Annotated in this window: 11 protein-coding genes; 9 read left to right on the top strand and 2 right to left on the bottom strand. The window is 34.9% G+C overall.

Features of this window, described 5'->3' with window-relative positions:
- Nucleotides 1-139: 139 nt before the first annotated feature.
- Nucleotides 140-1,504 carry a MocR-like pyridoxine biosynthesis transcription factor PdxR gene (gene pdxR / locus MT340_RS11435; RefSeq protein ID WP_243603877.1) on the bottom strand — a complete coding sequence of 455 codons (1,365 nt, stop codon included), beginning with the start codon at nucleotides 1,502-1,504 and terminating at the stop codon, nucleotides 140-142.
- Between the two features lie 98 nt (nucleotides 1,505-1,602).
- Here pdxR and pdxS point away from each other — a divergent pair, with 98 nt between their 5' ends.
- Together pdxS and pdxT are read left to right on the top strand one after the other, a co-directional pair.
- Nucleotides 1,603-2,490, top strand: coding sequence for a pyridoxal 5'-phosphate synthase lyase subunit PdxS (gene pdxS / locus MT340_RS11430; protein ID WP_243590064.1), 888 nt, complete (start codon nucleotides 1,603-1,605; stop codon nucleotides 2,488-2,490).
- A 3-nt stretch (nucleotides 2,491-2,493) separates the two neighbouring features.
- Nucleotides 2,494-3,048 (top strand): pyridoxal 5'-phosphate synthase glutaminase subunit PdxT, encoded by a 555-nt coding sequence (gene pdxT / locus MT340_RS11425; RefSeq protein ID WP_243590063.1) that lies wholly within the window; start codon nucleotides 2,494-2,496, stop codon nucleotides 3,046-3,048.
- A 100-nt stretch (nucleotides 3,049-3,148) separates the two neighbouring features.
- Here pdxT and MT340_RS11420 read toward each other — a convergent pair whose 3' ends face one another.
- Nucleotides 3,149-4,363: a NupC/NupG family nucleoside CNT transporter gene (locus MT340_RS11420; protein WP_243603876.1), complete on the bottom strand. Its 1,215-nt coding sequence runs from the start codon at nucleotides 4,361-4,363 to the stop codon at nucleotides 3,149-3,151.
- 156 nt (nucleotides 4,364-4,519) lie between these two features.
- Here MT340_RS11420 and MT340_RS11415 point away from each other — a divergent pair, with 156 nt between their 5' ends.
- The 7 genes from MT340_RS11415 (at nucleotide 4,520) to gltX (ending at nucleotide 13,493) form a co-directional block, all read left to right on the top strand.
- Entirely contained in the window at nucleotides 4,520-4,981 is a 462-nt protein-coding gene (locus MT340_RS11415) for a CtsR family transcriptional regulator (RefSeq protein WP_103297547.1), read from the top strand.
- A 23-nt stretch (nucleotides 4,982-5,004) separates the two neighbouring features.
- On the top strand, nucleotides 5,005-5,568 hold the full coding sequence (locus tag MT340_RS11410; RefSeq protein ID WP_243590062.1) for a UvrB/UvrC motif-containing protein: 564 nt from the start codon (nucleotides 5,005-5,007) through the stop codon (nucleotides 5,566-5,568).
- Nucleotides 5,561-6,568, top strand: coding sequence for a protein arginine kinase (locus tag MT340_RS11405; RefSeq protein WP_243590061.1), 1,008 nt, complete (start codon nucleotides 5,561-5,563; stop codon nucleotides 6,566-6,568). The genes MT340_RS11410 and MT340_RS11405 overlap by 8 nt, the downstream gene beginning before the upstream one ends.
- Nucleotides 6,569-6,583: 15 nt before the next feature.
- Nucleotides 6,584-9,058 (top strand): ATP-dependent Clp protease ATP-binding subunit, encoded by a 2,475-nt coding sequence (locus MT340_RS11400; protein ID WP_243590060.1) that lies wholly within the window; start codon nucleotides 6,584-6,586, stop codon nucleotides 9,056-9,058.
- 136 nt (nucleotides 9,059-9,194) lie between these two features.
- Nucleotides 9,195-10,559: a DNA repair protein RadA gene (gene radA / locus MT340_RS11395; RefSeq protein ID WP_243590059.1), complete on the top strand. Its 1,365-nt coding sequence runs from the start codon at nucleotides 9,195-9,197 to the stop codon at nucleotides 10,557-10,559.
- A gap of 26 nt (nucleotides 10,560-10,585) precedes the next feature.
- Nucleotides 10,586-11,653: a PIN/TRAM domain-containing protein gene (locus MT340_RS11390; RefSeq protein WP_243590058.1), complete on the top strand. Its 1,068-nt coding sequence runs from the start codon at nucleotides 10,586-10,588 to the stop codon at nucleotides 11,651-11,653.
- 385 nt (nucleotides 11,654-12,038) lie between these two features.
- A complete protein-coding gene (gene gltX / locus MT340_RS11385) occupies nucleotides 12,039-13,493 on the top strand; it encodes a glutamate--tRNA ligase (protein ID WP_243603875.1) in 1,455 nt (484 codons plus the stop codon).
- Nucleotides 13,494-13,757: the final 264 nt, after the last annotated feature.

Below are 13,757 nucleotides of genomic sequence, written 5' to 3'. Positions count from 1 at the left end.
AGCAAAAAAGATGCGAGCACTTGTCTCAAAGTAAAGAAAGTTCCTTAGCGCCGATGGTAGCAGATTTACATTTCGCTAGAGAGTAAAAAGATTAAGTACAAATAAGAAATTAAAATAATTTGCACTTAATCTTTCTTTTTTATATAGTTAGCGCTTTAATTAGAACATCAGTATGTGTTTCTAATTCTTCATTTGGTATGCCTCCAAAGCCTAATATAAATTTTGGATGCTTTTGAAAAATATTATCATAATTATAGGCTTTTAATTTTAAACTTAGTTGTTCAGCATTTTTTAGACATTCTTCAAGTGTAAGTCCATTTACAACTTTAATAGTAAAATGCATACCTGTAAGGGCGCCTTCAATGAGTAGTTGATCTTTATAAGGTTCTAAACATTTAAGTATATAATCTAGTTTTTCGCGATAGATTTTTCTCATTTTATTTAAATGCCGTTCAAAACTGCCTGAGGCCATGAAGTTAGCAATAATGTGCTGAACATGGACAGGAACCGTATTACTTTCTTTATGTGGCAATTCATAATATTTTTGCAATAATTTGTTTGGGAGCACAACATAAGCAATACGACAACTTGGAAATAGGGATTTTGAAAATGTACTAATATAGATTACTTTTTCATTTCTATCTAAACTTTGTAGGGCAGGGATAGGTTTGCCATAATATCTAAATTCTGAATCATAGTCGTCTTCAATAATATAGCGTTCTTCTTTTTGATGGGCCCACTTAATAAGTTGGGTTCTTTTTTTTAAATTCATCACATAACCAGTTGGAAATTGATGGGAAGGTGTAATATACAAAAGATCATTATTTGAATGAATGACTTGATTAGTATTTATACCATTTTTTTCAACAGTAGCTTGGATATAGTCACGATTTTTCTTATCTAATACTTGTTTGATGGGCGGATAACTGGGTTTTTCTATAATGAATGATGAATCTTTTAATAATTCTGTGACCATATTTAATAATTGTTCTGTTGAAGAGCCTATAATTATTTGTTTGGGATGAGAAGACACGCCACGACTATTAAATAAGTAATGAGCTATTTGTTGTCTTAAAGATAACTCTCCCTGTATGTTACCTTTTTCTAAAAGAGCTAACTGATTATCTTCGAATACTTCTTTAGCGTATTTTCTAAATAAATGAAGGGGGAAATACTCCGCATCAATTTCAGCCAAATTAAAAGCATACTTGTATTTAGGTTCACTCTTTTCTTCATTAATATTACTTATTTGATAATCATTTGTATTAACGATAGGAAGTGCTTGAATATCTGAAACATAATAGCCTGAACGTGGCTTTGAATATATAAAACCTTCATCCAGCAAAAGTTGATAGGCATGTTCTATAGTAGTATGGCTTAAAGACAAATGTTCACTTAGCTGGCGTTTAGAGGGGAATTTATCATTGGCTTGGTATTGACCTTCGATAATCTGGTTTTTTAATTTTTCATAGAGAGAAATATATAATGTTTGCTTATTAGACATATTGAACTGACCCCTAATTTTATAAATAAATTGTACCTTTTTAAATATCAGTTTATAACTTAAAATGGATTTAATCAATTGGAAAAGGGGTAAATTATATGTCTAAAATTGTAGGATCAGATAGAGTTAAACGAGGAATGGCTGAAATGCAAAAAGGCGGCGTTATTATGGACGTTGTCAATGCAGAACAAGCTAAAATTGCGGAAGAAGCCGGCGCAGTAGCAGTTATGGCTTTAGAACGTGTACCATCTGACATCAGAGCAGCTGGTGGGGTAGCACGTAGCGCTAATCCTAAAATTGTTGAAGAAGTTATGAATGCAGTATCTATTCCTGTTATGGCTAAAGCACGTATTGGTCATATTACTGAAGCACGTGTATTAGAAGCTATGGGTGTAGACTATATTGATGAATCAGAAGTGTTAACTCCAGCTGATGAAGAATATCATTTAAGAAAAGATCAATTCACTGTACCTTTCGTTTGTGGTTGCCGTGATTTAGGTGAAGCAGCACGTCGTATTGGCGAAGGGGCAGCAATGTTACGTACTAAAGGTGAACCTGGAACTGGTAACATTGTTGAAGCAGTAAGACATATGAGAAAAGTGAACTCTGAAGTAAGTCGTTTAGTAGTGATGAATGATGACGAAATCATGACTTATGCTAAAGAGTTAGGTGCACCATTTGAAGTATTAAAACAAATTAAAGATAATGGTCGCTTACCAGTAGTTAACTTTGCGGCTGGTGGTGTAGCAACACCTCAAGATGCTGCTTTAATGATGGAATTAGGCGCTGATGGTGTATTCGTTGGTTCAGGTATTTTCAAGTCAGACGATCCTGAGAAATTTGCTAAAGCAATTGTTCAAGCTACAACTCATTACCAAGATTATGAATTAATCGGTAAATTAGCAGCTGAATTAGGTACTGCTATGAAAGGTTTAGATATGAACAAAATTTCATTAGAAGAACGTATGCAAGAGCGTGGTTGGTAAGATATGAAAATAGGTGTATTAGCTTTACAAGGTGCCGTGCGTGAACATATTCGTCATATCGAATTAAGTGGTCATGAAGGCATCGCAGTGAAAAAGGTTGAACAATTAGATGAAATAGATGGTTTAATTCTTCCTGGGGGTGAATCTACCACTTTAAGAAGACTTATGGACCTCTATGGCTTTAAGGAAAAGTTACAACAATCTGATTTACCAATGTTTGGTACATGTGCAGGATTAATTGTACTTGCGAAAGATGTTGAAGGTGAAGCAGGATATTTAAAAAAATTAGATATTACTGTTGAACGTAATTCATTTGGTAGACAGGTTGATAGTTTTGAAGCTGAACTTGATATTAAAGGCATTGCTGAAGATATAGATGGTGTATTTATTCGTGCACCACATATTTCTAGCGTAGAAGATGGTGTAGAAGTATTAAGTTCTGTAGGTGACAAGATTGTTGCCGTTAAACAAGGAAACTATTTAGGGGTATCGTTCCACCCTGAATTAACTGATGATTATAGAGTGACACAATACTTTATTGATCATATGATTAAGTAATATAAATTATGAGAAGGCGCTCAAAAAGGGCGTCTCCTTTTTCAAATATAAAAAATAAAAACCTAGAACTTAAGCGTTCTAGGTTTATTTATGCGCTAGATTAAATGAAGAATCCAGCGATTGCTGCTGAGATAAATGACACTAATGTCGCACCGAATAATAGTTTAAGACCAAAGCGAGCTACGACGTCACCTTTCTCAGAGTTAAGTGATTTAATGGCACCTGAAATGATACCGATTGAACTGAAGTTAGCGAATGATACTAAGAATACTGAAGTAATACCTTTCGCATGTTCAGAAACACCTTTTAAGTGACCTAATGATTGCATTGCAACGAATTCATTAGATAATAATTTAGTTGCCATTATTGAACCTGATTTGACAGCGTCTTCCCAAGGTACGCCAGCTAAGAAAGCTAATGGAGCAAAGATAAATCCAATTAATGTTTGGAAATCCCATTTAATTGCGCCACCAGATATTAAACTAAAGGCACCACTTACTAATCCGTTTAATAATGCGATGATAGCGATATAACCGATTAACATAGCGCCAACGATAACAGCAACTTTAAATCCATCTAAAATGTATTCCCCTAACATTTCGAAGAAGGATTGTTTCTTCGTTTCACTTTCATCTACTAATAATTTGTCGTCTTCTTCATTAACTTTATATGGATTAATGATTGAAGCGATAATGAAACCACCAAATAAGTTTAAGACAACGGCGGTTACAACATATTTAGGTTCAATCAATGTAAAGTATGCACCGATGATTGATGCTGATACGGTAGACATTGCTGAAGCTGTTAATGTGTATAAACGTTGTTTAGGAATGTAAGGTAACTGTTGTTTTAATGAAATGAAAACTTCAGATTGTCCTAAAATGGCAGCGGCTACTGCATTGTAAGATTCTAAACGTCCCATACCATTAATTTTAGAAATTAAGAAACCTAACACGTTAATGATCCAAGGTAAAATTCTAGTGTATTGTAAGATACCAATTAATGCTGAAATGAAGACGATTGGTAATAAAACACTGAAGAAGAATGGTGGGTTCTTAGGATCTACAAATTTAAATCCACCAAATACGAAATTGACCCCTTCTGCTGCTTTTTGTAATAAGTAATTAAACCCTTCTGAGATACCACCGATTACCGTGATGCCTGCTGTTGTTTTTAATAAAATAAACGCGAAAACAAGTTGGATGACTAACAATATCCCCACATATTTCCAGCGGATATTTTTTCTGTCAGAGCTAAATAAAAATGCAAGTGCTAAAAAGAAAATTATCCCTATAATCCCAATAAGAATATGCATGATTCTACTCCTTTAAATTTTTACTTTACCTTATATAATACAATAAATTAGTTTAAGTAACATCATAATTTTTCAAATTATAAAAACAAATTGGTTGAAAAAGGTCAAAGATGCTCATATAATATAGTCAAAGAAGGTCAAAAGAGGTGGTAAATCATGCACAACATGTCTGACATCATAGAACAATACATTAAAAAATTATTTGAAGAAACTAATGAAGATGTGGTAGAAATCCAAAGAGCAAATATTGCTCAACGTTTCGACTGTGTACCTTCTCAATTAAATTATGTCATTAAAACAAGATTTACAAATGAACATGGCTATGAAATAGAAAGTAAACGTGGTGGCGGAGGTTATATCCGAATCACAAAAATTGAAAATAAAGATGCGACAGGGTATATTAATCACCTAATGCAACTTATCGGTCCATCTATTTCACAACAACAAGCGTATTACATTTTAGATGGTCTGTTAGATAAAAATCTGATTACCGAAAGAGAAGCTCGAATGATACAAGCTGTTGTTGATCGTGAAACTTTAAAAATGGATGTTGTTGCGAGAGATATTATTAGAGCAAATATTTTAAAACGTTTATTACCAATTATTAATTACTATTAATAGAAAAAGCGAGGTGTCTATGTGTGCTTTGCGAAAATTGTCATTTAAATGAAGCAGAGGTTAAACTCACAGTTAAAAGTAAAGAAGGCACTTCTGAAAAGTGGGTATGTTCGATTTGTGCTCAAGGAGATAATCCTTGGCAACAAAATGAACCTACGTCATCGCATTCCCAGTTCCAAGATGATATAGAAGAAGCATTTGTGGTGAAACAAATTTTACAACATCTTGCTACCAAACACGGGATTAATTTTCATGAAGTGGCTTTTCAAGAAGAAAAACGATGTCCAACATGTAATATGACGTTAAAAGATATAGCGCATGTAGGGAAATTTGGATGTGCAAATTGTTATGCGACATTCAAAGATGACATTATAGATATTGTGAGACGAGTACAAGGTGGACAATTTGAACATGTAGGCAAAACACCTCGATCTTCTCATAAAAAACTAGCTATAAAAAAACAAATTGAAGAAAAAACAAAATACTTAAATATATTAATAGAAGACCAAAATTTCGAAGAAGCTGCTGTAGTACGAGATGAAATTAAAGCTTTAAGAGATGAGAGCGAGGTGGGACCTCATGAGTGATATTAACGCTCACATTAGTGAATGGATGAAAGAAACTTCTGAAGCGCCTATTGTTATGTCATCACGTATTCGTTTAGCGCGTAATTTAGAAAATCATGTCCATCCATTGATGTTTCCATCTGAGCAATCAGGTTTTAGAGTGATTAATGAAGTTCAAGATGCATTGCCTGAGTTAACTTTGATGAGATTAGATACGATGGATCAACAAAATAAAATGAAACTTGTGGCGAAACATCTTGTTAGTCCTGAATTAATTAAACAACCTGCCTCAGCAGTGTTATTAAATGAGAATGAATCGATGAGTATCATGCTTAATGAAGAAGATCATATTCGCATTCAAGCAATGGGAAGTGATTTGTCATTACATGAGCTATATGCAGAAGCATCTGAAATTGATGACCAACTCGATGAAAAGGTTGATATAAGCTACGATGAGCATTTAGGCTATTTAACGACTTGTCCTACTAATATAGGTACAGGTATGAGAGCAAGTGTCATGCTTCATTTACCTGGCTTATCTATTATGAAAAGAATGAATCGTATTGCTCAAACAATTAATCGTTTTGGATTTACGATTCGAGGTATATATGGAGAAGGTTCACAAGTTTACGGACATATTTATCAAGTTTCAAATCAGCTAACACTTGGTAAAACAGAAGAAGAAATTATTGATAATTTAACAGAAGTTGTTCAACAGATTATTAATGAAGAGAAACAAATTCGTGAACGTTTAACTCAGTATAATGAACTTGAAACATTAGATCGTATCTATCGTTCATTAGGTATATTACAAAATAGTCGAATGATATCAATGGAAGAAGCGTCTTATCGATTAAGTGAAGTGAAATTAGGCGTGGATTTAGGCTATCTATCGTTAAATAATTTTAAGTTTAATGAACTGATGGTTAGCATCCAATCCGCATTTTTATATAATGACGAAGATGAAACAGTATCTGTCAATGAACGACGAGCAGATATTTTAAGAGAACATACAAAATAGGAGGTATAGAACGATATGCTATTTGGTAGATTAACTGAACGCGCACAACGTGTATTAGCACATGCGCAAGAAGAAGCAATCCGTTTGAACCACTCAAATATAGGTACAGAACATTTATTACTTGGTTTAATGAAAGAACCTGAAGGTATCGCAGCTAAAGTGTTAGAAAGCTTCAATATTACTGAAGATAGAGTGATTGAAGAAGTTGAAAAATTGATTGGTCACGGCCAAGAACAAACAGGTACGCTTCATTACACACCAAGAGCGAAGAAAGTCATTGAGCTCTCTATGGATGAAGCTAGAAAGTTACACCATAACTTCGTAGGTACAGAGCATATTTTATTAGGTTTAATCCGTGAAAATGAAGGCGTAGCAGCTCGCGTCTTTGCCAATTTAGATTTAAATATTACAAAAGCACGCGCACAAGTAGTGAAAGCATTAGGTAGCCCAGAAATGAGCAATAAAAATGCGACAGTAAATAAATCTAATAACACACCGACTTTAGATAGCTTAGCACGTGATTTAACAGTAATTGCTAAAGATGGTACGTTAGATCCAGTCATTGGTAGAGATAAAGAAATCACACGTGTGATTGAAGTATTAAGTCGTCGTACTAAAAATAATCCTGTTTTAATTGGTGAACCTGGCGTAGGTAAAACAGCTATTGCGGAAGGTTTAGCGCAAGCTATCGTTAATAACGAAGTGCCTGAAACATTAAAAGATAAACGCGTGATGTCATTAGACATGGGAACCGTTGTAGCAGGTACAAAATATCGTGGTGAATTTGAAGAGCGCTTGAAAAAAGTAATGGAAGAAATTCATCAAGCAGGTAACGTCATTTTATTCATCGATGAATTACACACATTAGTAGGTGCTGGTGGCGCTGAAGGTGCTATCGATGCTTCAAATATTTTAAAACCAGCCTTAGCACGTGGTGAATTACAATGCATCGGTGCTACTACATTAGATGAATACCGTAAAAACATTGAGAAAGATGCAGCCTTAGAGCGTCGTTTCCAACCTATTCAAGTGGATGAACCTACAGTAGAAGATACAATTGCTATTCTTAAAGGTTTACGTGATCGCTATGAAGCACATCATCGCATCAATATTTCAGATGAAGCACTTGAAGCGGCTGCAAAATTAAGTGACCGTTATATCTCTGATCGTTTTTTACCGGACAAAGCCATAGACTTAATTGACGAAGCAAGTTCAAAAGTAAGATTAAAAAATCATACAACACCTAATAACTTAAAAGAAATTGAACAAGAAATTGAAAAAGTGAAAAACGAAAAAGATGCTGCTGTTCATGCACAAGAATTTGAAAACGCAGCCAACTTACGTGATAAACAAACAAAATTAGAGAAGCAATACGAAGATGCTAAAAATGAATGGAAAACATCTCAAGGTGGACAATCTACTTCATTATCTCAAGAAGATATCGCTGAAGTCATCGCTGGCTGGACTGGTATTCCATTAACTAAAATTAACGAAACAGAATCTGATCGTTTATTAAACCTTGAAGACACATTGCATCAACGTGTCATTGGACAAAAAGACGCTGTGACTTCAATTAGTAAAGCCGTACGTCGTGCTCGTGCTGGATTGAAAGATCCTAAACGTCCGATTGGTAGCTTTATCTTCTTAGGACCTACTGGTGTAGGTAAAACAGAATTAGCTCGTGCATTAGCTGAGTCAATGTTCGGTGAAGATGATGCTATGATTCGCGTTGATATGAGTGAATTCATGGAGAAACATGCAGTGAGCCGTTTAGTCGGAGCACCTCCAGGTTACGTAGGTCACGATGATGGTGGTCAATTAACTGAAAAAGTTAGACGCAAACCTTATTCAGTTATTTTATTCGATGAAATTGAAAAAGCACATCCAGATGTGTTTAACATCTTGTTACAAGTACTTGATGATGGTCATTTAACGGATACTAAAGGACGTCAAGTTGACTTCCGTAATACAGTGATTATCATGACATCAAACGTAGGTGCACAAGAATTACAAGACCAACGTTTCGCTGGTTTCGGTGGCGGTTCTGAGGGCCATGATTACGAAACAATTCGTAAAACTATGATGAAAGAATTGAAAAATGCGTTCCGTCCAGAATTCTTAAACCGTGTCGACGATATTATCGTCTTCCACAAACTTACTAAAGATGAATTGAAAGAAATCGTAACAATGATGGTTAATAAATTAACTAAACGTCTTTCAGAACAAGATATCGACATCGTTGTAACGGATAAAGCTAAAGAGAAAATTGCTGATGAAGGATATGACCCTGAATATGGTGCACGTCCATTAATTAGAGCGATTCAAAAAACAATCGAAGATAACTTAAGCGAATTAATCTTAGAAGGTAACCAAATCGAAGGTAAAGAAGTCATGATCGACCATGATGGTAACGAATTTAAATATGATATTCGCGAAAAAAGTAATGATGAGGCAACTGAAGAAGAACCGACTTCTGACGTTGAAGCATAAACAGTTATGATAAGGTCAAGGCGATACGTCTTGACCTTTAATTTTTTACTCCTTTTCTTTTTTTATCTTTACATTTGTCATTATTAATCGATACATATAAAATAGATTTGTTCATAGAAAAATCGGAGGTGCAATTTTGGCCAAAAAGAAAGTGATTTTTGAGTGTATGGCTTGTGGCTACCAATCACCTAAATGGATGGGTAAGTGTCCTAATTGTGGTGCCTGGAATCAAATGGAAGAGATCATTGAAAAAGCTGCAAACCCTAAACATGGCGTTAAAGCGAAAGAATCTAGCGCTAAAGTACAAAAATTAAATAATATTAAGCACGAAGCAACACCAAGAGTACAAACAGAATCTAAAGAATTTAATCGCGTTTTAGGTGGAGGCATCGTCAGTGGCTCGTTAGTGTTAATTGGCGGAGATCCAGGTATTGGTAAATCTACGTTATTACTACAAATTTGTGCATCACTATCACAAAAATTAAATGTTTTATACATTACTGGTGAGGAATCATTGAATCAAACTAAGTTACGTGCAGATCGACTAGAAGAAGATTCAAGTAATTTAAATGTTTTAGCTGAAACAGATTTAGAAATGATTCACCAAACTGTACAACAAGAACAACCAGATATTTTAGTTGTGGATTCTATTCAAACAATATATCACCCTGAAATTAGTTCAGCACCTGGTTCTGTTTCACAAGTGCGTGAAAGCACACAAAGTTTAATGAATATTGCTAAACAAATGAATATTGCTACATTTATAGTAGGACATGTGACTAAAGAAGGACAAATTGCTGGTCCACGATTATTAGAACATATGGTAGATACAGTACTGTATTTTGAAGGTGATGAACACCACGCTTATCGCATTCTGCGAGCCGTTAAAAACCGTTTTGGTTCTACGAATGAAATGGGTATTTTCGAAATGAAACAAAGTGGATTAAAAGGCGTACAAAATCCTTCTGAAATGTTTTTAGAAGAACGTTCTACTAATGTTCCAGGATCTACTATTGTGGCAACGATGGAAGGAACGCGGCCATTACTTATTGAAGTGCAAGCTTTAGTGACGCCAACTACATTTAATAACCCAAGACGTATGGCGACGGGTATTGATCACAACCGCTTAAGTTTGTTAATGGCAGTATTAGAGAAAAAGGAAAATTATTTATTACAACAACAAGATGCTTATATCAAGGTAGCAGGTGGGGTACGTTTAACTGAACCTGCAGTAGACTTAAGTGTGATTGTGGCTACTGCCTCAAGCTTTAAAGATAAAGCTGTAGATGGACTCGATTGCTACATTGGTGAAGTTGGTTTAACAGGTGAAGTCAGACGTGTGTCACGCATTGAACAACGTGTGCAAGAAGCGGCGAAATTAGGGTTTGAAAGAGTGATTATTCCTCAAACTAATATTGGAGGTTGGACATTCCCAGAAGGTATTCGCGTAGTAGGTGTGTCAACTGTACATGAGGCTTTAAAATATGCGTTTAAAGCATAATTAAGACAGCTAAAGAGGTGAGAGTTATGAGAGTATTGAAGGGTATAGTCGTGATTATCTATATCATTCTTGGTACAGCGTTTGGTATTTTATTAATACCCGAGATACTAAAGGATTTAAATATAAAAGATTATCCTATTTTAACCAATTACTATATTGATGGTTTGATAGGCATCGTATTGTTTTTCTTAATATTTGGGTTGTTTATCAATAAAGTAACTAAAACATTAAAGAAGGTAGAACAATGGATTCTACAACGTAGTGCAGTCGAAATATTATTTGCCACACTTGGTCTTATTATTGGTTTATTCATCTCTGTAATGGCTTCTTTTATTCTTGAAATGATTGGCAATTCTATTTTAAATCATTTAATACCCCTCATTATCACGCTACTACTATGTTATTTAGGGTTCCAATTTGGTTTGAAAAAACGCGACGAAATGCTTATGTTTTTGCCGGAGAATATGGCGCGTTCAATGTCTAAAAATAATGTTAGTGCGGCACCTAAATTACTAGATACAAGTGCGATTATTGATGGACGTATTCTAGATGTTATACGTTGTGGGTTTATCGATGGTGAAATTTTAATCCCTCAGGGTGTGATTAATGAACTTCAAGTAGTAGCCGATGCTAATGATAGCGTAAAGCGTGAAAAAGGCCAACGTGGTTTAGATATTTTAAATGAACTTTATGATTTAGATTATCCAACACGTGTGATCCATCCTCAAAAGTCACATAGTGATATTGATGAATTATTAGTGAAATTGGCACAATCTTATCATGCGCATGTAATTACCACAGATTTTAATTTAAATAAAGTATGTCATGTGCAAGGAATTAAAGCATTAAACGTGAATGATTTATCTGAAGCGATTAAACCAAATGTACATCAAGGGGATCACATTAACATTTTATTAACTAAAATGGGTAAAGAACCAGGTCAGGGTGTAGGATATCTTGATGACGGTACCATGGTTGTTGTTGATAATGCTAAACAACTCGTTGGTAAACAGGTGGAGTTGGAAGTCATCAGTCTATTGCAAACATCATCTGGTCGTATTATTTTTGCTAAAAAATTAGGTGACGTTAATTAGTGTAGTTAAGCTAGTTAGCTATTAAGAATGTAGAATTGACATGAAACGCATGCGAGATGTGTGAGTATGTGAAAGCACTAAAGATGCATGGGTTTCATGAGAAATGCTAGCTGTTGAGGGCACTCTTTTCAAAAAATAAAAATTGCTCTATATCGAGATGACGTGAGACTTATCAAAGTGTTGATTTAGTGCTACAATAGTGTAGAAATGTGACGTTTTATCTAAGTATAGAGTGGGTGAGGAAAGTTATTCGAAAACGCGTCTTTATAGATAGTTTGGGATAGCTTTTTTCTAATGGAAGAAGATGTTTCTGAGGCGACAATAGTGTGCCCTGTGGTTAGATGAACCGTGATTGATTAATGAATAATTATTAGGAGTGAATATAATGAGTGAACGTATAAGAGTTAGATATGCGCCGAGTCCAACTGGATATTTGCATATTGGTAATGCGAGAACGGCATTGTTTAACTATTTATTTGCTAAGCATTATGATGGGGATTTCGTAGTGCGTATTGAGGATACTGATAGTAAACGTAACCTTAAAGATGGTGAAGCTTCTCAATTTGAGAACTTAAAATGGTTAGGTTTAGATTGGGATGAATCAGTGGATAAAGATAATGGTTATGGTCCATATCGTCAGTCTGAACGTGGTGATATTTATAATCCATTAATTCAACAATTATTAGATGAAGATAAAGCATATAAATGTTATATGACTTCAGAAGAGCTTGAAAAAGAACGTGAAGAGCAAATTGCACGTGGTGAGATGCCTCGCTATGGTGGTAAACATGCGCACTTAACTGAAGAAGAGCGTCAACAGTTTGAAGCGGAAGGTCGTCAACCATCTATTAGATTCCGTGTGCCACAAGATAAAACTTATACGTTTAATGATATGGTTAAAGGCGAAATTTCATTTGACTCTAATAACATTGGCGACTGGGTTATCGTGAAGAAAGATGGTATTCCAACATATAACTTCGCTGTAGCAGTTGATGATCATTATATGGAAATTTCAGATGTTATTCGTGGCGATGACCATGTGTCTAATACACCTAAACAATTAATGATTTATGAAGCATTTGGTTGGGAACCACCTCGCTTTGGTCATATGTCATTAATCGTTAATGAAGAACGTAAGAAATTAAGTAAACGTGATGGTCAAATTTTACAATTCATCGAGCAATATCGTGATTTAGGTTATTTACCTGAAGCGTTATTTAACTTCATTACATTATTAGGTTGGTCTCCTGAAAGCGAAGATGAGATCTTTTCTAAAGAAGAATTTATTAAGATTTTTGATGAAAAACGTCTTTCTAAATCACCTGCAATGTTTGATAGACAAAAACTTGCTTGGGTTAACAACCAATACATGAAAGAAAAAGATAACGAAACAGTATTTGAACTTGCGTTACCTCATTTAATTAAAGCAAACTTAATTCCTGCTGAACCTAGTGAAGAAGATAAAGAATGGGGCCGTAAACTGATTGCGCTTTACCAAAAAGAAATGAGTTATGCTGGCGAAATCGTACCATTATCAGAAATGTTCTTTAAAGATATGCCTGAATTAGGTGAAGAAGAACAAGAAGTGCTTAATGGTGAACAAGTACCTGAATTAATGTCTCATTTATACGGCAAATTAGAAGTTTTAGAACCATTTGAAGCTGCAGAAATTAAGAAAACAATTAAAGAAGTTCAAAAAGAAACTGGCATTAAAGGTAAACAATTATTTATGCCAATTCGTGTAGCTGTTACAGGCCAAATGCATGGTCCTGAATTACCAAATACAATTGAAGTATTAGGCAAAGATAAAGTTTTAACACGCTTGAAAAAACACGTTTAAAATAAAGGTCTGGACAAAAGTGTTTAGGATTTGAGCAGAACCGAAAAGCGAGCAAAACTGAATTTCAAGTTTTGACGAGTCTTTGAGTCCCCAACTTGCTTTGCTTGTAGAATTTCTGAAGGAAATTCTCTGTGTTGGGGCCCCGCTGCCGAGAATCCTGCTTTTGGGAAGCCGTGAATAAAAGGTCTGGACAAAAGCGTTTAGGATTTGAGCAGAACCGAAAAGCGAGCAAAACTGAATTTCAAAGTGGATGTATCTTTGTGC

Source organism: Staphylococcus sp. NRL 16/872 (assembly GCF_022815905.2).
Lineage (GTDB): Bacteria > Bacillota > Bacilli > Staphylococcales > Staphylococcaceae > Staphylococcus.
The sequence above is the reverse complement of the archived record's forward strand: the minus strand, read 5'-3'. Positions and strand labels throughout refer to the sequence as shown.

Bases quoted from the DNA above. Each gene is read 5' to 3' on its own strand.
- pdxS (WP_243590064.1), top strand. From the start codon at position 1,603: ATGTCTAAAATTGTAGGATCAGATAGAGTTAAACGAGGAATGGCTGAA.
- MT340_RS11390 (WP_243590058.1), top strand. From the start codon at position 10,586: ATGAGAGTATTGAAGGGTATAGTCGTGATTATCTATATCATTCTTGGT.
- gltX (WP_243603875.1), top strand. From the start codon at position 12,039: ATGAGTGAACGTATAAGAGTTAGATATGCGCCGAGTCCAACTGGATAT.
- pdxR (WP_243603877.1), bottom strand. From the start codon at position 1,504: ATGTCTAATAAGCAAACATTATATATTTCTCTCTATGAAAAATTAAAA.
- MT340_RS11415 (WP_103297547.1), top strand. From the start codon at position 4,520: ATGCACAACATGTCTGACATCATAGAACAATACATTAAAAAATTATTT.
- MT340_RS11405 (WP_243590061.1), top strand. From the start codon at position 5,561: ATGAGTGATATTAACGCTCACATTAGTGAATGGATGAAAGAAACTTCT.
- MT340_RS11420 (WP_243603876.1), bottom strand. From the start codon at position 4,363: ATGCATATTCTTATTGGGATTATAGGGATAATTTTCTTTTTAGCACTT.
- MT340_RS11400 (WP_243590060.1), top strand. From the start codon at position 6,584: ATGCTATTTGGTAGATTAACTGAACGCGCACAACGTGTATTAGCACAT.
- pdxT (WP_243590063.1), top strand. From the start codon at position 2,494: ATGAAAATAGGTGTATTAGCTTTACAAGGTGCCGTGCGTGAACATATT.